Consider the following 20,814-nt stretch of genomic DNA (forward strand, 5'->3'; position numbering starts at 1 on the left):
CAGATATGGAGGGGACAAATGGGACTTTTTGATGGATTCAAAGGCGGTGAAAAGACCGCCGTAATGGGAATCAAGGATGCGATTAAGGAAGAACTGGATCGCAACGACTGGAACTACGAGATCAGTGATGAGAGTGAGGAAGATCGCCAGGAAACATATTTCTACATGAGGAATGAACTCGAGAACGACGAGGCCATCACGGCAGTCATCGTCGTGCGCGAGTTGTACGATCAGGTGGATGATGCGGACGGCTTCATCAAGATCAAACTCTATGACATCGCCTATCTGGAGAAGTCTGACCTGCGCGCTGAGCTCCTTGCAAAGATCAACGCGTGGAATGGTGAGTTCCGCTATGTGAAGCTCTGCCTTGACCGCGATCAGGATGTCGTCGTGGATATCGACCTGCCGCTCGACCTTCACAAGGGGAAGTTCCAGCCGGATAGCGTCATGGCGATGATGGGCGTCGGCATGCGTATCGTGGAGAAGGTCTATGATGATTTGATGGAGCTCTGCACGCGCGGACACAAGCCGCGTCCGCAGGAATAAAGGAATCACTGAATTTATCAGGAAATCCTAAAATACGCAAGTTGAACGGAGGAACTGTATGGGACTTTTTGACGGCTTCAGCGGAAGCGAAGAAGGGCTCAAGAACAGCGCATTTGAAGCGATCAAGGCGGAACTTGACAAGCAGGATATGAAATATGGCGAGGATGTGACCGAGGACGGCGAGGATCACATCATCCGCATGCGTCAGCAGCTCGACAACGGCAGTGTTGTGAGCATCGCGATCGTCGTCACGGAGAACGGCGACACGAACGATTTTATCAAGATCAAGTACTTCGGGCTCGTGCGCTTGGAGGAGGGAGCCGATCCAAAGGCATTCCATGAGAAGCTCAACGATTGGAACAGTCAGTATCGCTACGTAAAATTTGTGGTCGATGATGAGCGGGATGTCGTCGTGGACATCGATCTGCCGCTCGATCTGCACGTCGGCGTATTTCAGGCGGACAGCTTCATGGCGATGGTCGGTGTCGGCCTGCAGGTGCTCGAGGAGGTCTATCCGGAGATGATGAAGCTGCGCTGGGCATAAAAAGCCTCCCCCGTGCGACACGGGGGAGGGGAACCGCGCAAGCGGTGGAAGGGGGCTCTCTTTCTTTGAAACTCAAAGGGGCTGCACGACAGGTGTAGCCCCTTTCGCATATTCAGCTTCTCTTTGTATGGTCGATTTGCGGGATCTTCAGTCCCTTGCGCAGGTAACTCTGCTGGAGCTGATAGATACTCTGGACAAGGCGCTCGCGCTCGCGCGTCCCGAGCGTGTCGCCGAACATGACGCCGATGTGATACGTCATGCCGAGATTCGTCTCAATGGGAGTTGCCCGGCGGATCGTGCCCTCCGTTTCGAGCGTGCCGATGCGTGGCAGCTCGGGTACGCGTACGGAGATCGGTGCGTCCATAATCAGCGGCTCGTCGTGCACGAAACAAAGCCCCCCGCCGCTGATGTCGATCAGGGCGACCTCGCGGTAGTCCTTGAGGCTGCCGTGATTGCCGGGCAGCTTCGCCTCGATGGACATTGGAATCGGTACGCGGACGAAATCGCGCAGCTGAATGCGCTCGGCGCTCTCCGGCAGTGCCATGTACCAGATCGTATCGGGCAGCGGCGAGGCAGAGCGATAGGGAACGTCGAAGTGATAGACGCAGCCGGAGCCTGTGAGATGGCATTGAAAAACACGGCCGGGCTCGGGTGTGTTGACAAATTTTCCCACGGGGACATCCAAGCGCACGGCGAGTGCTCCTGCAGGCCTTCCCGCTGCCTGCTCCTCATCGCTGAGCTCGAGGGCACCGTAGTAGTCAATCTCGGTATCTGGTTCGATGATGTGAATCGCAGCCCCGTGCTTCAGCAGTGCAGCGAGTTTTTCGCCCTCAATCATAGTCTTCAAACCCTTTCCACAATTAATTCTTTTTGTTAGATAAGGATAACAAAGTATGGCGGCAAAGTCAATTTACCTCTTTGACTTTGCCCTTTGTTCGGGCTATAATGAACAATGGGTAAATTGACTCATCTTGAAAAGGGATTGGTGGACGCAATGGCGATGAAGATAGACAGCAGCATTGCGCGGAGTACATCGCTCACAATGCCGCGTGCAGAGACGGATGTGGGCGTGCGCGGCGCAGCGACGGACTTTAGTACGGAACTGGCGGATCAGGAGTCCGCCATGTCGCGCGAGGCGATGGATCGCCTTCTTGAGCAGATCGATGAGCAGGGCGCACGCCTCTCAAAGTCGCCGACGTTTGACGAGCTGCGCTCCTATCGCTCTCTCATCCAGAATTTCATCGGTGAGGCAGTTGGCAGTATGTATGAACTGCATACGCAGGCAGGCTGGGATCGCCTTGGGCGGCAGAAGGTATACACCTCCGTGCGCAAGATCGATAAGAAGCTGGAGGAGATGGCAGAGAAAATCCGCCTCGGACAGGCAGATCAGCTCGATATCATCGCGAGTCATGATGCCATCAGAGGCCTCCTCGTCGATCTCTATATGTGATGGCGCGGACGAAGACGACTGCGTCTGCGGCGCCCGCAAGTGAAGAGGTACACGAGGCGTTCCCTGCGGACTGGACAGACATCCGCGGTCATGCGGAGATCATCTCCCGTCTGCGCGCGCTTGCGGCTGCAAAGCGCCTGCCCCATGCACTTCTTTTTTGCGGCATCGAGGGAGTTGGCAAGCGACGCACGGCGCACGTGCTTGTGCGAACGCTGCTCTGTGAGACTGCGGGTGATGCGCCATGCGGGCACTGCGAGGCATGCCGTACGATGGCGGCGGGTGTCCATCCCGACTACTTCGAGGTTGCACCCGAAGCGCGCGGCAAGAGTGCAGCGATGATCCGCACGGACGCCGTACGAGACATCCTCATCGCGGCGTCAGGCGCGCCGGTCAGCGCAGATCGGCGGATCATCCTCATTGACGGCGCTGATCGCATGAATGAGGCGGCGGCAAATCGGCTCCTCAAGACACTTGAGGAGCCGGCGGGTGCGGTGCTCTTCATTCTCATAACGAATGCATATGATGCCATCCTGCCGACCATCCGCTCGCGTGCCGTGCGCATTGCGTTCGGCGCATTGCCGCGCGGCGAGATCGAGGCAGAGCTCAGGGCACGCGGGACAGAGCATGCAGCGGCGATTGCCGCCCTCGCAGACGGCAGCCTCGGGCGGGCGTATGCACTCGCCGAGGAGGGGCTCTCCCTGCGGGACGATGCCATCGACCTCCTTACACATCTGCCCGACCTCGGTGTCGAGGACATCTGGGCGCGTGCGGAGGCGCTCGGTGCACGCTCACATGTAGAGCGTACGTCGTGGCTCTCCTATATGCAGATGGCACTGCGCGACCTCCTCATCCTGCATGAGGACGGCGGGAGCGATGCACTCTGTCACGTGGATCGACGGGAGGAGCTCGCTGCACTCCTTACCCACATGACGAATGCCGACATCTTTGCACTGATAGACGGGACGCGGCAGCTATCACGGCGCTTTGCTGCGAACGTGAACCCTGCACTGCAGGCAGAGGCATTTTTATTACGTGCACGAAAACAATTCACATGAGTTGTTGATATAGATTCCGGAGGAAGTTTTGCAAACGATTGTAGGTGTCCGCTTCAAGGCAGCGGGCAAGATATATTCATTCGGGCAGGGACAGCTGACGATTGCCGAGGGCGATCACGTCATCGTTGAGACGGCACGCGGCATGGAGTGTGGCAAGGTCGTCATCGCACCGCGTGAGGTGCCGGACGAATCTGTTCCGCCGAATTTGCGCATAGTGCACCGCATCGCGGATGCCTCGGATCTCGCCCGCATTGATGAGAACCGCGCGCGCGAGCGTGAGGCACGTACGGTCTGCGAGGAGAAGATACGGGAACTCGGCCTCAAGATGAAGCTCGTCGATGTCGAGCTCACCTTTGACCTCTCGAAGATGCTCTTCTACTTTACGGCGGATGGGCGCGTTGACTTCCGCCAGCTCGTACGCGAGCTCGCAGGTGTCTTCCGCACGCGCATTGAGCTGCGCCAGATCGGCGTGCGTGACGAGGCGAAGATGATGGGCGGCATGGGCTGCTGCGGGCGGCCGCTGTGCTGCGCGACCTTCCTCGGTGATTTCGTGCCCGTTTCCATCCGCATGGCAAAGGAGCAGAACCTCTCGCTCAACCCGACGAAGATCTCGGGCATCTGCGGGCGGCTCATGTGCTGTCTGAAATACGAGAGCGACGGCTATGGCTGCGGCGGCTGCATGCGTGTGAAAAAGGCGGAGTATACCCCCGCGCAGAACGATCGCGTTATCGCGGAGGACGGTGAGGGGCGCGTTGTCGCCGTCAGCGAACAGCGGCGTACGGCGACCATCCTCATGGACGACGGGAAAACAGTGATCGCTGCATGGGAGGACATTGCCCGCGTCGAGGGGGAGGACGGGACACCGCGTACTCATGTGCCGCGCGAGGGACGGCAGCGTCCCCCGCGTGAGGGGCGTATGCCGCGCGAAGGCCGCGAACGTCGTGAGCGTCCCGCAGGGGCAAAACTGCGCGAGCGCGGGGAACGCAGCGAGCGGAGAGAGCCAGGAGAGCGCACGGAGCGTTCCGCGAAGAATGCAGACGAGCGCCGCCGTCCGCAGGGCAATCGGCGTCAGCCGCGCCGTGCGCCGCGCGCGCAGCAGGGTGATGAGATCCATGAGTGAGATGGTGCAGCTGCGTCCGAACGAGCGGCTTGACGATCTCTGCATGGGCGGACGGCAGATCATCCAGCGCACGGATGAATTCTGTTTCTCCATGGATGCTGTCCTGCTTGCACATTTTCTGCACATGACGGGGCGTGAGCATGTGCTTGACCTCGGCACGGGGACGGGCGTGATCCCTCTGCTCATTGCGGACAGGGCGCGGGAGATCACGGCAGTGGAACTGAATCCCGTGCAGGCGGAACTTGCTGCGCGGAATGTGCGCATGAACAACCTCACAGACAAAATCTCAGTGCGGGAGGGTGACTATCGCGACCCTCCCGCTCTTTTTGCGTGTGGAGAATATGACCTCGTATTCAGTAATCCGCCGTACCGCCCCGTGACAAGCGGAGCCCTCAGCGTGGGCGCACGCGCAGCGGCGCGTCACGAGATCACGGCAACCCTCGCCGATACCGTGCGTGCGGCAGCATATGCGCTGAAGCACGGCGGGCGCCTTGCAATGGTGCATCTGCCCGAACGCCTCGGCGAGATCGTCCTCGCACTTCATGCGGAGGGGCTCGCCGTCAAACGCCTGCGCATGGTACAGCCGCGTGCGGACAAAGCACCGAACCTCATGCTCATCGAGGCGGTAAAGGGCACTGCGCTCGCGGGAATGCGCCATGAACCTGCACTTATCGTGCGCGACGCGAAGGGGCGGTATACCGAGGAGATCCGCAGCATCTACGGGCAGGAGATGTGAGGAAAACACGGATGAAATCAGCCACATCATCTTGGTGCATCTTTTTCACGCTGTCTGTTCCCTAAGGCTTCCATCTGCTAATTTTTTACCGTTCGACTTAAGGAAGCACTGATAAATTCAGCCGCGCCATCTTGACGCATCTTTTTTGCCCGCACTGTGCCCTCGATCCTCCACATAGCCTTGGCTATGCGTCCGGTTTGCCTCCTTGTTCGGACGAAAAATCTACGCCAATCTGACGGACTTCCTTTTATCAGCGATTCTTTAATTATACAATCTACCCCTAACGTATTCTCGCAATCCACCATTGTCATTTGAAAAACTTAGATGTATAATTAAAAGATAACGGGGGTTGTTCGATTTTGACTTAAATAAAAGAATGTTTGTTTTTGTTAAATCGATTGAACTGTATTATGAGGAGGAACTGTGATGACTGGAATGAAGGATCGGCGGCGGCTGGCGCTCTATGTAGCACTCGGTCTCTCTGCAGGAAGCGGGCTGATGCTCGACGCATCGACGGCGTATGCGCATGATATTGTGCTGGATACAGACCAAACAGGCACATATATTGCCAATGCTGCCGAAGGAGATGATGTGAAGGTTCGTCAGAATGCTGCGGGGACGACCATTCCGACAATCACCAACGGAGACATCGTTGGCAGTAAAGCGGCAGATGCGAAGAAGATCACAGTTACAGTTGACAGCGTCAAAGCGGAGTCTGCGGGCTATGGACGTGTCTACGCAGGCTTTGGGGTAGGGACGGCTTCGAAGAATCATATCACATACAACGGGGGTGTAGCAAATGCACTGATCGGCGGTGCAAGCACCTCTACTGTGGCAAATTCGACACATGGTGCAACGGGGAATGTGGTCGCGGTTCATGGCGGAACGATCCATAAGCACGTCACCAGCGGCCTTGGCAAAGAATATGCTGCCGTTACTGGGAATGAGGTAACGGTTTCCGGCGGCTCGATGGGGAGTGTGCGCGGCGGTGTCGGAGGAAATAATGCCTCTGTCACAGACAACGTAGTCACCATTGATGGAGCTTCTACCAACATCAGCAACCAGGTGAGCGGCGGCGTTTCCGGAAAAAATGCTACGGTCAAGAAAAATACTGTGACCGTTAAAAAGGGGACTCTGGCGAGTGTACGGGGCGGTGTCGGTAAGGAAGGCGCTGCCGTTCGTGAGAATAAGGTAGTCATTGAGGGTGGTACGGTCAATGACAGGGTTGTTGGTAGTGAGGCAGTACTGCCGACAACGGTTCCTACAGTCGATTCTGCCAGCCTGTCCAATCACAATACGGTCGTGCTCGGCTCAGATACTGGAGCGTATGCGGCACAACTCTCCAATGCGGAGATCTGGGGCACGCGCTATGGCAATTCCGGCGTGATTGCAGGCGGTGATGCACGGATTGCAGGCAATACGCTTGAAGTTAACGCGAAGGATGTCTCTGTCAAAAAAGTATGCAACTTCCAGACGTATCAGTTCAACCTGACGAAGGGTATTGATGAAAATGCCTCCATGCTGACGGTTGTGGATACGCATGGCTTCGGTCCTGGAGCGAATGTGCAGTGGAGTGATATTCAGCTCGATGCAGCGAAGTGGAATGACGTAAAGAATGCAGACGACAGCAGCACACACTATGGAAAGAGCGGTACGATAACGCTCATCAAGACCTCGGACAGAAATCGCCATCTTACCATTCATAATAGTAAGGCTGAGTCGCTGAACAGAACGGGCGTGAGCGGCGATTTTGAGTACAAACTCGCGGCTGACAATACCGATGCTGTGGCTACGGCAGGCGGATCTATTTCGGTTGCCCGCGTCGAGGCGACGCTGAACCGCATCCAGAATGCAGATGCGGTCTATGCGGGGACTGCGCAGGATGCAGACAATGCCGTGCGCGGCGGCTATTCCAAATACGGTCATAATGTGACGAAGAACATACTGGAGGTCACCCATCTCCAGACGACGGGACTGAATGCCGCCTATGGCGGCGAGGTCGCGGGTCTTGTGGGCGCTGTGTTCGGCAATACACTTGACATTACGGGGACGGATGATCAAACGTCACCCACACCCGTAAAACGGACACTGGCGAACGCCTATGGCGGTGCGATCACGAACGCAAATAATGCGGGTACGGTCGGCGGAACGGAAGAGCATGCGGGGAATCGTGTAGCTGTCAGCGGCGGGCAGGTCACGAACGCCTACGGTGGTTATACGGCGGGTGCAGGTAATGTGCAATATAATACTGCTGTAACCGAAGGCAGTGCTGTGGTTGAAAAGTCCTATGGCGGCGATACTGCAGGGGCGGGGACGGTTCAGAAGAATATCGCATATGTCGCAGGCGGCACGGTGGCGGATGTCTACGGCGGTGCTTCGAGTGGAAACGGTACAGTTACGGAAAATGTCGTTGCGCTGAATGGTGGCATAACGGGCAATGCTTATGGCGGCTATGCATCGGGCGGCGCGGCAGTCACGGACAACAGCGTTCGGGTTGAGGGCGGCACAGCGACGGGCACGCTCTACGGCGCACTGTCGATGAACGGAAATGCGGACAATAACAAAGTATTTGTGCGCAGAGGTTCGGTCGCCAGCGTCACAGGTACGCAGAGTGCAGACGGGAATGTAACGAAGGGGCAGGTCTTCGTTGCGGGCGGTACGGTCACGGGCACGGTCTATGGCGGGCGCACAACGGGCAGCGGATCGGTTGAGAACAGCCATGTCACGATCACGGGCGGTACGGTTACGGGCACAGTGTATGCCGGTGAAGCGACGGGCAGCGGCAATATCAAGAACAATGCCGTGAACCTTGGCGATGAGAGCGTTCATGATCTTACGAATGCGAATCTCAGAGCTGCTGATCTTGTCGGCGGGAGTATCGGTGTCGCCGGCACCGGCAACATATCGGACAATGCACTGAATGTGTACGCAAAGAACGCCGATGTGAAGTCGGTCGCGAAGTTTGACAAGCATCGCTTCATCCTCGATCGGGCGATTACCGACGGCGCGACGATGCTGACCATCGATCAGGGCGGTTTCGGTCGGGAGATCGACTGGAATAGCGTTGTGGTCGAAAACGAAGCCGCGATGATGAAGGACGGCAATCCCGGCGGCAGAGTTACGCTTGCGGCGGGAACTGCAGCAGACGATTTGAAGGTTGCGGGCTATACGAAGCGTGACCATACAACTGAAAATACTGAGCACGTGATCGAGTTGGATCCGGATACACTTGCCGAGGCAGCAGGTGCAGGGAATCACGCAACGGCAGAGTCGCTTCTTCTCACCTACGCGAAGTTCAAGGACAATACATGGACATATGACGGCGCATTGACTAGCCCTACGAGTGAGGATAATGAGGTGTTCGGCGGCATCTCCTACAAGGGACATACGACCGAGAACAATACGCTCGTGGTGAAGGGCGTCCCAGATGGTGGCCTTGCGGCGGCGTATGGCGGCAAGACAGCGGCGGGGGCGGCGAATTCGAAGAGCAACCATGTTGTGATTCAGGGAACCATGCCGCAGACGAACGCTGCGGTTGGCGGCATCGACGAGGTCTATGGCGGCTATACGGTGTCCGACTATCAGGCTGACCGCGAGGGCGTCGCCATCGCGGGCGTTGCCGAGGGCAACGATGCCGTCGTTTACAACGGAGTCGTGGATAATCTTTTCGGCGGCTTGGCAGACGGGAACAAGGGCAAGGCACAGACGAACAAGGCTATCGTTGGTGGCGGTACGGTAACGAACGTCTATGGCGGTGTAGCGACCCAAACAGACGGCACGGCGACCGGAAACAATGTCTTTGTTTACAACGGCACGGCGACAAATGTCTACGGCGGTGCTGTGAACGATGTGACCGGCGCGGCGACAGAGAATCTTGCCGAGATTCGCGGCGGCACGGTGACGGGGGTGATTGCAGGTGCGCGCGCTGCATACGATACGGCGGCGACAACGCATAAGCTCTCGAACAAGAACACGGTCAGACTCGGTGAAGCGAATGCGACCCGCGCACTGCCTTTGCAGATCGCCGATACCGCGGTTTATGGTACGCATTATCAAGACGCGACAACAGGTGTGGAGTTGACGTTTGCCGGCGACAGCGAGGCTATTCGCGGCAACACGCTCAACATCACAACGACGGGCGTATCCATGAAGAAAGTCCGCAACTTTGACAAGTATCAATTCACCATTGGCAATAACTTCCAAGACAACGATGAGATGCTGACGCTCTCGGAGGCAGGTGGATTCGGTACGGTTTCCGGCACTCTTCCTGCGGCTCCCGTCAAGATCGACTGGACGAAGGTTTCGGCGGATACAAGTCAGCTCCTTGCGGGACGAGGCGAAGGCATTCACGGAAAAAATCAAATGATAATGATGCAGGTGCGTGTGCCGCACCAGACACCGCCCCCTGCATACACTACACCGAAGGATCTCCATTTTACGGGCTATACAGATACGGCGGGGATTGCAGACATCGACCGTGTTTACGAAAAGAAGCTCTCGACGGATGCGGATGCTCCCGCTGTGGGTAGTACGGAAATCAATGCAAGCAAGGTTCTGCTTGCGCTGAACCGTTTCCGTGACGATACAGTGACGCACAGTGGTGCGGCAGTCCCGTCCGGCGAGATCTACGGCGGATACTCTGCCTACGACCATACGGAGAAAAATAAAGACGGGCATGACGTCATTGTTGGAACGACGACTGAGAACAATGTGCTGAACATCACAGGCGTTGCAAACGGAACCAGTAACCTCAAAGCCTATGGCGGCTACACGGCGGGTGTCCGTGGTGGCTCGGAAAACAACACGGTCAATGTGGATGTGACGAATCTACCAAACAATGTGGCATCGGGTGAACTTTACTCCATCTACGGCGGCTATGCAAAGGGTGCGAATGCAGGTGTGGTGCGCGGCAATACGGTGCGCTTCTCGCAGGGGGCAACACTCAAAGACCTTATGGGCGGCTACATCGACACCTCGTCTGTTCCTGCGGGGACCGACAAGACTGCGTCGGATGTCGTAGAAAACCGCGTGTTTATCACGGGGGGGAAAGTCGGTGGCTCTTATGAGCATGGAGGTGTAACGACCACCTACACCGGTAGTGTATATGGCGGACGTACTGACGGCACGGGCAGTGCACGGAAGAATGAGGTCTATGTCAATGCCCCGATCGTAACGGATGCGGCGACGCCACCTGCCCGCGTAGCGACTGTGAACGTTGACAAGCTGGTCGGCGGCTACGGTGCGACGGCAGTGGATAATGACGTCACAATCCTTTCAGGTATGGTCAATGGCACGATCTACGGCGGCTATGCAACCACGGCAGGTATCCCTGAAGTACCGGCAACAGCCACAACTCCTAAGAAGCTGGAAGTCTCCGCACTGCGCAACAACAAGGTGACGCTCGGTCACGACGTTGTGATCACGGGCGATGTCTACGGCGGCTATGCCGATGCGGATGCGTCGAACATGACCGCAGCGACGGACAGCAACACGATTGCTCTCTATGCGGCACGGATTGACGGTGTGCTCTACGGTGGCATGGCAAAGAATGCTGCGGGCGATATGATTTTGAGCGGCAGGAACAACACTCTTGCCATCTATGAGCGCGGCGCAAAGGCAGCTGACTTTGCCGGCATCCAGAACCTGCATTTCTACCTGCCGGCGGGAACGACGGCAGACCCCGCTGCAGAGACAATGCTACGTCTGACGAAGGCGACGGATCTGACGGACGGCAAGAAAGACCTCTCGAATGTGAACGTGGGCGTTGCACTCGCAGGCAACCGTCCGACGCTGCACGTCGGCGATACCGTCAGTCTGATGAAGACGTACAAGGTGGACGGCGGCAACAGCAAGGCGGTCGAGATCGCGAATGCGCCGAGTCTCACCAATGCAGAGGGGATGCACGGCATCAGTCTGCGCTACAAGTTCAACCTGCTCACACGTGAAGCTCTCAACGAGGCGGATGCCACGACTACGAACGCAGATCACAAGCACAACGAGCTTGTCGCCGAGGTGGCGGGCATTGAGGTGAATGACCAGACGAAGTCCCTTGTGGAGACGCGTGCCGCGACCACGGCGATGATCAACAGTGCGGCGGATCTCCTCACGGACAACGGATTCCGTGCGGCAGAGGAGGCCATCTCGGCGCAAAACCTTTCCGCGAAGGCGGCGAGTGTCGCAGCAAATGCTGTCGCAAACAATGGATTCCAGATGTGGGCGGCGCAGGGCGGCTCCTCAATGCGCCTCAACTCCGGCTCGTACGTCGACGCGAAGGGCTGGAATCTGAACCTCGGCTTTGCCAAGCAGAAGGTTGCGGGACGCAACACGCTCACCTACGGCCCGATGATTGAGTACGGCAGGGGCAGCTACGACTCCTATCTCGACGACGGTACACACGGCGACGGCTCGATGGACTACCTCGGTCTGGGCGTGATGGCGAAGTCGAAGAATGAGAGCGGTCTGTATGTCGAGGGAAGTCTGCGCGCCGGCCGTGTCAAGAGCGACTACAGCGGCAATATCGACAACACCGGCACCACCTACGACAGCAGTAGCACCTACTACGGCATCCATCTCGGTGTCGGACAGGAAAAGGAACTGAAGGGCGGCGACACGATCGACACCTATGCGAAGTATTTCTACGCGCATCAGGCGAGCGATACGGTGAAGATAAGCACGGGCGAGACGTACGAGTTCGATGCTGTCGACTCCCACCGCATTCGTATCGGAGCACGTTATACGAAGAAACTCAGCGGAGGCAGCGCGTTCTACACAGGGCTTGCATACGAGTACGAGTTTGGCAGCGAGGCAGGGGCGACCTTCGACGGTTATTCCACGCCGAGCCCAAGCCTCAAGGGCAGCACGGGTATTCTCGAACTGGGCTATCGCTTTGCACCGAAGAACGAGCGCGTCAGCTACGGCGTGAACCTTATGGGCATGACGGGCAAGCGCAAGGGTATCTCCGGCGGTGTTCAGATCAACTGGGCGTTCTAATAAAATCAAATCAAACATAAGAATAGAGTGGCGGTACGAAATTCACATTTCGTACCGCCACTCTTGTCTCTTTTTTGGGGGATTTATCGTTTCGCCTCCGCCTTTGCCATGAATTTATCCACAGCGACGGCAAATCGCGTGTGTGTGCCCGCGCCGATCTCCTCGCGCTCGTCGTATGCCGTGACCTTGAGGGAAATCGCGCGTCCGTCCACTGCCGTCACCTGGGCAATGGCGCGTACCGTCAGCCCCGTCGGAGTCGCCGCACGGTGCGTGATGTTCAGCGATGTGCCGACCGTCGTCCAACCCTCGGGACATTCGCTCTGACAAAGCTCAGCCGCCGCACGCTCCATCAGTGCCGCCATTGCGGGCGTTGCGTACACCGCGAGTGATCCGCTGCCGACCGTCAGCGCCGTATTTGCATCCGTCACCTTGCTCGTGACCTCATGGGTCATGCCGACTGCGATATTGCTATTGAAATCCATGTGACTGCTCCTTTTTACCATAGTATATACTGGCATTTGAAATTCTACACATATTATAAGCACAATGCACATCGCTGTCCAGCATAGACAGCTGTGCAAATTGTCGAAAACTGTTCCAGCGCGTACAAATCGCAAGCATACTTTATACATGATAGAATTTAATATTTATTTGGTTCATATTTTGATAAAACTTTTGCAAAAATAGGAGGAAAGATTAGAAAATAAGTTGATAATGACAATAAATGTCATGTATCATAGACAACCATATAATGAGTCTCATTCTATAGTTGAGGTCTACGGAAGCATTCCTGTGATGGTGCAAGTTTTTTCGCGCGAGCGTTAGAGGAGGAGCAAATGTTCAACGGATTGAAGGCAAGGCGGCAGTTGGCGTTGTATGTTGCATTGGGATTGTCTGCGGGCGGCGGATTCTTGTTTCACACGCCGTCGGCGTATGCAGCGGAGACGCATGACTACACGGAGACAGCGACCAGCATCAACGGTCTTGAGGGCACGGATAAGACCCCCTCCATGAGCGACAACAAGATCACGCTCGGAACGGAAGGCGGTTCGACGAATAAGCCGTTCAGTACCTATGGTACGATTTCTGGAGGCGGGAAAAAGACAGCTACAGAGGATGTCAGCAATAATACGCTGACGATTCACGGACTGCAGGTCAGCAATGGCGGCGGACAGAGCATGATCTACGGCGGCGTCGGCGGCACGGGTGCAGTTACGAACAATCGCGTGTGCTTCAACAACGGTCTGTCGAAAGATCCTATTTACGGCGGCTTCAACGGTTTGTCTGCGACAAAGGCAGTCACGGGCAACTCTGTCACGGTCGCAGACGGCACCGTGGAAGGTGACGTCCAAGGCGGTGGTACGGAAGGCACGGGCGCTGTCACGGGCAATACGGTGACGCTCAAGAGCGGCACGTTCGGTGATGAAGCGATGGGCGGCATTGTTGATGGATAATGCGCACGGCATCGGCTTTACGAACTATAACGGGGCGAAGGGCGAGACACACGGCGACCTTGAATTCCTTGTCGACACGGATAACGGCACAAAGGACGCCGCACGCTATGTATATGTGGATACCTACCGCTTCAAGGACAACAAGACGGCTTCCTATACGGAGTCGGACGGCTCGCATGATTTTGTATGGGGCGGACGCTCGGAGCTCGGCAATACGGTGGAGGGCAACGTCCTCACCGTCACGGGCGGTACGATCACGGATACGGCGTACGGCGGCACCTCGCGCAGGGGCATTACAAGGAGCAATCAGCTCGTCATGCGTGGCGGCACGGCGCAGAATCTCGTCGGCGGCTTTGGTGCGTCGGCATCGGATAATACCGTGGATATCTTCGGTGGAACGATCGGCGGCGATGTCTACGGCGGACGTGCGACAAACGGAGCGGCATCGGGCAACACGGTGAGCCTCTTCGGAGCTGTCAATATCGGCGGCACGATCCACGGCGGCGCGGGCACATCGGGCAGTGTGAACAACACGCTCGCAGTCCATGCGTTCGGCGCGCAGGCGGCGGACTTTGCGAATGTGCAGAATCTGCATTTCTATCTGCCAGCGGGAACAACGCTGGCAGAGACGTGGACGATGCTCACGCTCACGAATACGGGTGAGAAGAATATCCAGGGGCTGAACCTCGGCGTCGCCATTGCGGGCGATGCAAAGGTGTTCCAGCTGGGCGATGCGGTCAGCCTGCTGAAGGTGGGTGGCACGCTGACGACGGATGCGGCGCTGCGGAATACAGGAACGCCGCAGACGATGAAGGCGACGCAGGGCGGCATCCTTGACTATACGCTCGGGATTGCGAAGCGTGGAGAGAATGAACTCATTGCAACGGTGAAGAACGTTGATGTGAACGATCGGAGCAAGTCGCCGGTCGAGACGCGTGTGGCGGCGAGCGCACTGCTGAACGCAGGTGCAGACCTCCTCTCGAATGTCGGATATACAGCTGCGGCTGAGGCGGCTGCTGTGATCTCGGCAGAGACTGCTCCCGCTCCTTCCTCCGCCGAGGGCGTGCGGAACACGGATGCAGGACTTGCGGCTGCGGGTACTGCGGCATCTGCCGGTGTAAATGCGTCGGCGGCGGTCAACGGTGCATTCCAGCCGTGGGCGGCGCAAGGCGGCTCGTCTGTGCGGCTCAATTCCGGCTCCTATGTGGATGCGAAGGGCTGGAACCTCAATGTCGGTTTTGCACGCGCAAACAAGATGGGCAATGCGACGCTGACCTACGGACCCTTTGTCGAGTATGGGCGCGGTACGTATGACTCCTATCTGGACGACGGTACGCACGGCAGCGGAGCGATGCACTACATCGGCGGCGGTGTGATGGCGAAGATGGCGCAGGACAGCGGTCTGTATGTCGAGGGAAGCCTGCGCGCGGGACGCGTCTCAAGCGACTATACGGGCAGTGACGATGCGGCGGAGCTGAGCTACGATAATGCGAGCACGTACTTCGCAGGACACGTCGGTGTCGGTCAGGAGTGGAAGCTCGCGAACGGCAACAAGATTGAAGGCTACGCGAAGTATTTCTACTCGCATCAGGCGGGCGATACGGTGAAGCTGAGTTCGGGCGGAATCCTCGAGTTCGGTGATGTGGACTCGCACCGTCTGCGCGTCGGCGCACGCTATACGCATGCGGTCGGTGGCGGCGGAGAGCTCTATGCGGGACTTGCGTACGAGCACGAGTTTGGCGGTGATGCGACGGCGACGTATCAGGGCTACTCCACGCCGAGCCCCTCGCTCCGCGGCGGCACGGGCATCCTCGAGCTGGGTTACCGTTTCGTACCGAAAAAGAGCAGTGTCAGCTACGGCGTGAGCATTATGGGCACGCAGGGCAAGCGTGATGGTATCTCGGGCGGCGCACAGATTACGTGGGCGTTCTAAACGAAATATAAACTTTTTTGGAAAGGTGGCCTTCGGGCTGCCTTTTCTGTATACAGAATTATTTTTATCGGGCGGTTGCGCGTGTGGGGGAATCGTTCTATAATAAAAAACGCCCGCAAGGGTTGGATATATCCGATGGAGGCGACGATAAAACATATTTATTGTTGACCACCAAATATAAGAGGTGATACGAGTGAGTGATACGTACAGTGTCGCCATCAGCTATGGCGACGTTCTCGGCTGGATTGATTATGATGCGGCTTCGCGTTCTGCGACGGTGAATCTCGCGGATGAGAAGGGGCGCGCGGCTACGGAGGCTTTCCTCGCGACCAATCATGAGGTCGAGGTGCCGCATGAGACGCTGATGGACTTCACGAAGGAGACCGTCACTCCGCTCGCGGATCGAAAGAGCTTCGAACTGGCTCTTACGCGCCTGTGGAATGAGACGAACGTCCAGGTGGACTGGTCGCGTCCGGTCGACTATGTGAAGGCGCACCCGCACTACTGAGAAAGTGTATTTACATTTTCTCCAATGATTTACGCCGTCCGGGGGGATGGTGGGAGGAGTTTTTATGATTCGTATTGGTATTCTTGGCTATGGTAATCTCGGCCGCGGCGTGGAGTACGCCGTTGAGGCAAATGAGGATATGGAGCTGGTCGCCGTCTTTACGCGGCGCGACCCTGCGTCGGTGAAGCCGCGCACGAACGTGCCCGTCATCTCTGCCGATGATGCGGAGATGTGGAAGAATAAGGTGGATGTGCTCATCCTCTGCGGCGGTTCTGCCACCGATCTGCCCGAGCAGACGCCCGCGTTTGCAAAGCTGTTCAACGTGGTTGACAGCTTCGATACGCATGCAAAGATTCCCGCGCATTTCGCGGCGGTGGATGCGGCAGCAAAGGCAACGGGACACGTCGGCGTGATCTCGGTTGGCTGGGATCCGGGTATGTTCTCCCTCACGCGCGCCTATGCAAACGCTGTTCTCACGAACGGTGCGGACTATACGTTCTGGGGACGCGGTGTGAGCCAGGGGCACTCGGATGCGATTCGCCGCATTCCGGGCGTCAAGAATGCCAAGCAGTACACCGTTCCCGTTCCGGCGGCGCTCGATGCCGTGCGCAGCGGCTCGAACCCGACGCTCACGACGCGCGAGAAGCATACGCGCGAGTGCTACGTCGTGCTCGAGGAGGGCGCGGATGCGGCGGCAGTTGAGAAGGCAATCGTGACGATGCCGAACTACTTCTCGGACTACGATACGACCGTGCATTTCATCAGCGAGGAAGAACTCTTGCGCGATCATGCGGGTCTGCCGCATGCGGGCTTTGTCCTCCGCTCCGGCGCGACGGGTGCAAATGGGGAGAACAAGCACATCATCGAGTTCAGCCTGAAGCTCGACTCGAACCCCGAGTTTACGGCGTGTGTCCTTGCTGCCTACGCGCGTGCGGCGCACCGCCTCGCCTCCGAGGGCGTGACGGGCTGCAAGACCGTCCTCGACATCGCGCCCGCCTATCTCTCGGCGAAGAGTGGCGACGAGCTGCGTGCCTCGCTGCTGTAATATCATAGTGTGTTTTCAAAGTGCCTTGTGCATCGTGCGCGAGGTACTTTTTAACAGGAAAATTTTTGTTATTTTCAGAAAGGAGGGGCGGTCATGGGGCTGCTTCGGAAATTTTTTAGTAATACGGGAAAACCCGAGGGCGTGATGGGCAAGATTGTTGTTGCGATGATGAACAAGGTGCATGCGGGCATTGCGGCGTGGGGCTTTTCGCATCTCGACCTGCAGGGGAATGAGCAGGTGCTCGACTGCGGCTGCGGCGGCGGTGCGAACGTCGCCGTGTTCCTGCGGATGGTGGACGAGGGGCATGTGACGGGGCTGGACTACTCGACCGTCTCCGTGGAAAAGGCGCGTGAGGTGAACAGCGCGGCGATTGCGGCGGGACGGTGCAGTATCGTGCAGGGGAATGTGCAGGAGCTGCCGTTTGACAATGGAGGCTTCGATGTTGTGACGGCGTTCGAGACCGTGTATTTCTGGCCGGAGCTACCGCGCTGTTTTGGAGAAATGCATCGCGTGCTGAAGCCGGGCGGCGTCTTCATGATTACGAACGAGGCGAGCGGCAGGACGAAGAGTCATGAGAAGTGGCAGAAGATCGTCGACAATATGTCCGTCTACACGGGCGAGGAGCTGGAGAAGTTGCTCACGGGCGCAGGCTTTGCACGCGTCGTGATCGACGAGGATCTGGAGCACGACCGCCTCAACGTGCGCGCATATAAGGACTGAGCGCTTTTTTGAAAACAACAAAGCGTCCCGTGACGGCGGGACGCTTTTCCTGTTTCGTCAGATGAGATTTTCTGCTATAGTAGAGACAAGAAATCTTGAGAAAGGAGTGGCGCTATGGCAATCACCCCACCGACACCGCCGACACCCCCGACACCGCCGAAGATCACGCTCGGGGATGCGGCGCGCGATGCGCAGGCGAACGCAACGCACACGACGGGCGATGCGCAGGCGGAGCAGCAGGCACGTGACTCCGTAGCGCAGGGAAACGGCGCACTCTCGAAGACGACGACGGGTGCGCCAAAGACCGGCGACACGGCGGAGCGTCCGAACGCCGCTGCGCGCTCGGATGCGGCGAAGGGCGATCCCGTGAAGACCTCTGCCTCGAAGGTAGATCGCGGTACAACGGTTGAGGGGCAGACGGGCGCGGATGTGGCAAACGGCCTCGATCTCGCGCAGGAGAATGCGGCGCTGAAGCAGCAGCTTGCAGGGACGGAGCAGAAGCCGCCCGAGGTACCGACGTCCTACACGGCAACGAGCGGGCTCTACTGGGCAGGTATGATCGGCGTGGCACTCGTCGTGGGGGTCGTCGCCTTTCGACGCTTCTTTCAAAAGAAGCCGCAGACGGGGGCGGAGACAGAGCCCTCGCTCGGTGAGCGTATCCTTGCGCGTGAGCGCGCCGAGGCACAGGGGACGATATCGACGGACGCACAGGAGCAGCCGCGACCGACATCGGAGCGCGGCGCGCACGACGATCTGCTTGCGGCGGCGGAACGCACCCAGCGTGCCCGCGATACGCGCGGTGAGATCCTGCCCGAGTACACGGGGCTGACAGCGGGGGAGGCACTCGAGCGTCTGATGAAGGAGGAACCGCGTGCAACAATGCAAGGGACGGATGCACGGCATACGCCAGCGCCGACCGTCGAGCCTTCTCCCCCGCAGTTGACGGCACGTAAGACGAGCGGAGCCCCGTCCACTCCTGCGCCGCAGCCCGTAAAGCGCATCGAGCCGCAGGAAAACGAGGAGGAGAAGCCGCGCTTCGAGGTGCGGGTATAGACGTATACACGTATACACGCGGAGTTATCTAAAACTTATTGACAAATGCTCATATGTGGGCGATAATGAAGAAGTTTTCACGAAATTACTTGCGATGCGGCGGAGAGGAGTTTGTTATCATGAAACATGTGCTGTCCGTCTTTGTTGAGAACCAGACTGGGGTTCTGGTGCGCGTCGTGAGCATGTTTTCGCGGCGCGAGTTCAACATCGACAGCCTGTCTGTCGGCGTGACGGAGTCGCCGGATTTCTCGCGCATCACGGTTGTGATGCAGGGGGATGGAAATCTCGTCGAGCAGATGATCAAGCAGCTCGAAAAGATGCCCGTTGTGCGGGCGGTTCAGCGGCTGGACGAAAAGAGTGCGGCGTGCCGCGGCATGACGCTCATCAAGGTGCGGGCGGACGACGACAATCGCCTCGACGTGCTGAAGATGGGCGAGCTGTTCCGGGCGCACGTCGTCGATGTGGAGTCCTCCTCGATCATCTTTGAGATCACGGGCAGCGATGACAAGGTGACGGCATTTCTGAAGGTAATCAAACCCTACGGAATCGTCGAAGTCATCCGCACGGGGCTCATTGCGCTCGAGCGGGGGGAACACACAATTTATGAGCATTGTGAGGAGCGGGAGTACTATGGCAAAAACTTACTATGATCAGGATGTCAACTGGAGCGTGCTCGAGGGCAAGACGGTCGCCATCATCGGCTACGGCAGTCAGGGACACGCACACGCGCTGAACCTCAAGGAGAGCGGCGTGAATGTCGTTGTCGGTCTTTATGCCGGCTCGAAGTCCAAGGCAAAGGCAGAGGCACACGGGCTGAAGGTCGCGACGGTTGCCGAGGCGGTCAAGCAGGCGGACATCACGATGGTGCTCATCCCCGATGAGAAACAGGCGGATGTCTACAAAGAGGAGATCGGCCCGAACCTGAAGAAGGGCAGCGCACTCGCGTTCGCACACGGCTTCAACATTCACTTCAAGCAGATCGTCCCGCCCGAGGGTGTCGATGTGTTCATGGTTGCCCCGAAGGGCCCCGGCCATCTCGTTCGCCGTACGTTTACGGAGGGATCGGGCGTTCCGGCGGTGTTCGCGGTCGAGAAGGATGAGACGGGCAAGTGCTTTGAGATTGCGCTCGCCTATGCGCGTGGTGTTGGTTCGACGCGCTCCGGCGTGCTCCAGACGACGTTCCGTGACGAGACGGAGGAGGATCTCTTCGGTGAGCAGTGCGTGCTCATGGGTGGTGTCTGCCAGCTCATGCAGACGGGCTTCGAGGTGCTTGTCGAGGCGGGCTATCCGCCCGAGATGGCATACTTCGAGTGCTTCCATGAGATGAAGCTCATCGTCGATCTCTGCTACGAGGGCGGCATGACGAAGATGCGCCAGTCCTGCTCCGACACAGCGGAGTACGGTGACTACATGATCGGACCACGTATCATCACGGAAGAGACGAAGAAGGAGATGAAGAAGGTTCTCAAGGAGATCCAGGATGGCACATTCGCCCGCAACTGGCTGCTCGAGAACCGCGCCGCCGGTCGTGCGAACTTCCTCGCACAGCGCCGCCTTCACAAGGAGCATCAGATCGAGCAGGTTGGTGCACAGCTGCGCAATATGATGCCGTGGCTGCGTGACAAGAAAGAACTCGAATTCTGATCTGAGCGCACGGGTC

The 20,814-nt window shown here is 57.8% G+C and carries 17 protein-coding genes; 15 read left to right on the forward strand and 2 right to left on the reverse strand.

What is annotated here, in order from left to right; genetic code table 11:
* The first annotated feature begins 18 nt into the window (after positions 1 to 18).
* Both H1B31_RS04640 and H1B31_RS04645 read left to right on the forward strand, forming a co-directional pair.
* Positions 19 to 546, forward strand: a complete 528-nt coding sequence (locus H1B31_RS04640; protein ID WP_185981079.1) for a YbjN domain-containing protein — start codon at positions 19 to 21, stop codon at positions 544 to 546.
* 58 nt (positions 547 to 604) lie between these two features.
* The gene (locus H1B31_RS04645; RefSeq protein ID WP_009441328.1) at positions 605 to 1,090 is read left to right on the forward strand and encodes a YbjN domain-containing protein; all 486 of its coding nucleotides are present in this window, start codon (positions 605 to 607) and stop codon (positions 1,088 to 1,090) included.
* A gap of 112 nt (positions 1,091 to 1,202) precedes the next feature.
* Here H1B31_RS04645 and H1B31_RS04650 read toward each other — a convergent pair whose 3' ends face one another.
* Entirely contained in the window at positions 1,203 to 1,928 is a 726-nt protein-coding gene (locus H1B31_RS04650; protein WP_009441327.1) for a flagellar brake protein, read from the reverse strand.
* 156 nt (positions 1,929 to 2,084) lie between these two features.
* Between H1B31_RS04650 and H1B31_RS04655 the strand changes: the two genes are divergently transcribed.
* The 5 genes from H1B31_RS04655 to H1B31_RS04675 all read left to right on the forward strand — a co-directional run bounded on the left by H1B31_RS04655 (position 2,085) and on the right by H1B31_RS04675 (position 12,441).
* On the forward strand, positions 2,085 to 2,540 hold the full coding sequence (locus H1B31_RS04655) for a YaaR family protein (protein ID WP_185981080.1): 456 nt from the start codon (positions 2,085 to 2,087) through the stop codon (positions 2,538 to 2,540).
* Positions 2,540 to 3,595, forward strand: a complete 1,056-nt coding sequence (holB, locus tag H1B31_RS04660; RefSeq protein WP_185981229.1) for a DNA polymerase III subunit delta' — start codon at positions 2,540 to 2,542, stop codon at positions 3,593 to 3,595. The genes H1B31_RS04655 and holB overlap by 1 nt, the downstream gene beginning before the upstream one ends.
* Positions 3,596 to 3,623: 28 nt before the next feature.
* Entirely contained in the window at positions 3,624 to 4,715 is a 1,092-nt protein-coding gene (locus H1B31_RS04665; protein ID WP_185981081.1) for a PSP1 domain-containing protein, read from the forward strand.
* A complete protein-coding gene (locus H1B31_RS04670) occupies positions 4,708 to 5,451 on the forward strand; it encodes a tRNA1(Val) (adenine(37)-N6)-methyltransferase (protein WP_185981230.1) in 744 nt (247 codons plus the stop codon). Before H1B31_RS04665 ends, H1B31_RS04670 begins: the two co-directional genes overlap by 8 nt.
* 426 nt (positions 5,452 to 5,877) lie before the next feature.
* The gene (locus tag H1B31_RS04675; protein WP_185981082.1) at positions 5,878 to 12,441 is read left to right on the forward strand and encodes an autotransporter outer membrane beta-barrel domain-containing protein; all 6,564 of its coding nucleotides are present in this window, start codon (positions 5,878 to 5,880) and stop codon (positions 12,439 to 12,441) included.
* Positions 12,442 to 12,524: 83 nt separating this feature from the next.
* On the opposite strand, the gene H1B31_RS04680 is transcribed toward H1B31_RS04675, so the two are convergent.
* On the reverse strand, positions 12,525 to 12,923 hold the full coding sequence (locus H1B31_RS04680) for a thioesterase family protein (protein WP_185981083.1): 399 nt from the start codon (positions 12,921 to 12,923) through the stop codon (positions 12,525 to 12,527).
* A gap of 354 nt (positions 12,924 to 13,277) precedes the next feature.
* Between H1B31_RS04680 and H1B31_RS04685 the strand changes: the two genes are divergently transcribed.
* From H1B31_RS04685 to ilvC, 8 genes are all read left to right on the forward strand, one after another.
* On the forward strand, positions 13,278 to 13,895 hold the full coding sequence (locus H1B31_RS04685; RefSeq protein ID WP_226372151.1) for a hypothetical protein: 618 nt from the start codon (positions 13,278 to 13,280) through the stop codon (positions 13,893 to 13,895).
* Positions 13,864 to 15,828, forward strand: coding sequence for an autotransporter outer membrane beta-barrel domain-containing protein (locus H1B31_RS04690; RefSeq protein ID WP_226372159.1), 1,965 nt, complete (start codon positions 13,864 to 13,866; stop codon positions 15,826 to 15,828). Before H1B31_RS04685 ends, H1B31_RS04690 begins: the two co-directional genes overlap by 32 nt.
* 193 nt (positions 15,829 to 16,021) lie before the next feature.
* Positions 16,022 to 16,336 carry a hypothetical protein gene (locus H1B31_RS04695; protein WP_185981084.1) on the forward strand — a complete coding sequence of 105 codons (315 nt, stop codon included), beginning with the start codon at positions 16,022 to 16,024 and terminating at the stop codon, positions 16,334 to 16,336.
* Positions 16,337 to 16,400: 64 nt separating this feature from the next.
* A complete protein-coding gene (locus H1B31_RS04700) occupies positions 16,401 to 17,381 on the forward strand; it encodes a diaminopimelate dehydrogenase (RefSeq protein WP_185981085.1) in 981 nt (326 codons plus the stop codon).
* Between the two features lie 93 nt (positions 17,382 to 17,474).
* Positions 17,475 to 18,101: a class I SAM-dependent methyltransferase gene (locus tag H1B31_RS04705; RefSeq protein WP_185981086.1), complete on the forward strand. Its 627-nt coding sequence runs from the start codon at positions 17,475 to 17,477 to the stop codon at positions 18,099 to 18,101.
* 114 nt (positions 18,102 to 18,215) lie between these two features.
* Positions 18,216 to 19,154, forward strand: a complete 939-nt coding sequence (locus H1B31_RS04710) for a hypothetical protein (RefSeq protein ID WP_185981087.1) — start codon at positions 18,216 to 18,218, stop codon at positions 19,152 to 19,154.
* Positions 19,155 to 19,273: 119 nt separating this feature from the next.
* Positions 19,274 to 19,804: an acetolactate synthase small subunit gene (ilvN, locus tag H1B31_RS04715; RefSeq protein ID WP_009441313.1), complete on the forward strand. Its 531-nt coding sequence runs from the start codon at positions 19,274 to 19,276 to the stop codon at positions 19,802 to 19,804.
* Entirely contained in the window at positions 19,785 to 20,798 is a 1,014-nt protein-coding gene (gene ilvC, locus H1B31_RS04720) for a ketol-acid reductoisomerase (RefSeq protein WP_009441312.1), read from the forward strand. Before ilvN ends, ilvC begins: the two co-directional genes overlap by 20 nt.
* The last annotated feature ends 16 nt before the right edge of the window (positions 20,799 to 20,814 follow it).

The organism is Selenomonas timonae (assembly GCF_014250475.1).
Lineage (GTDB): Bacteria > Bacillota > Negativicutes > Selenomonadales > Selenomonadaceae > Centipeda > Centipeda timonae.

Bases quoted from the DNA above. Each gene is read 5' to 3' on its own strand.
- ilvN (WP_009441313.1), top strand. From the start codon at position 19,274: ATGAAACATGTGCTGTCCGTCTTTGTTGAGAACCAGACTGGGGTTCTG.
- H1B31_RS04705 (WP_185981086.1), top strand. From the start codon at position 17,475: ATGGGGCTGCTTCGGAAATTTTTTAGTAATACGGGAAAACCCGAGGGC.
- H1B31_RS04675 (WP_185981082.1), top strand. From the start codon at position 5,878: ATGACTGGAATGAAGGATCGGCGGCGGCTGGCGCTCTATGTAGCACTC.
- H1B31_RS04655 (WP_185981080.1), top strand. From the start codon at position 2,085: ATGGCGATGAAGATAGACAGCAGCATTGCGCGGAGTACATCGCTCACA.
- H1B31_RS04710 (WP_185981087.1), top strand. From the start codon at position 18,216: ATGGCAATCACCCCACCGACACCGCCGACACCCCCGACACCGCCGAAG.
- holB (WP_185981229.1), top strand. From the start codon at position 2,540: ATGGCGCGGACGAAGACGACTGCGTCTGCGGCGCCCGCAAGTGAAGAG.
- ilvC (WP_009441312.1), top strand. From the start codon at position 19,785: ATGGCAAAAACTTACTATGATCAGGATGTCAACTGGAGCGTGCTCGAG.
- H1B31_RS04680 (WP_185981083.1), bottom strand. From the start codon at position 12,923: ATGGATTTCAATAGCAATATCGCAGTCGGCATGACCCATGAGGTCACG.
- H1B31_RS04690 (WP_226372159.1), top strand. From the start codon at position 13,864: ATGAAGCGATGGGCGGCATTGTTGATGGATAATGCGCACGGCATCGGC.
- H1B31_RS04670 (WP_185981230.1), top strand. From the start codon at position 4,708: ATGAGTGAGATGGTGCAGCTGCGTCCGAACGAGCGGCTTGACGATCTC.
- H1B31_RS04650 (WP_009441327.1), bottom strand. From the start codon at position 1,928: ATGATTGAGGGCGAAAAACTCGCTGCACTGCTGAAGCACGGGGCTGCG.
- H1B31_RS04640 (WP_185981079.1), top strand. From the start codon at position 19: ATGGGACTTTTTGATGGATTCAAAGGCGGTGAAAAGACCGCCGTAATG.
- H1B31_RS04685 (WP_226372151.1), top strand. From the start codon at position 13,278: ATGTTCAACGGATTGAAGGCAAGGCGGCAGTTGGCGTTGTATGTTGCA.
- H1B31_RS04645 (WP_009441328.1), top strand. From the start codon at position 605: ATGGGACTTTTTGACGGCTTCAGCGGAAGCGAAGAAGGGCTCAAGAAC.
- H1B31_RS04700 (WP_185981085.1), top strand. From the start codon at position 16,401: ATGATTCGTATTGGTATTCTTGGCTATGGTAATCTCGGCCGCGGCGTG.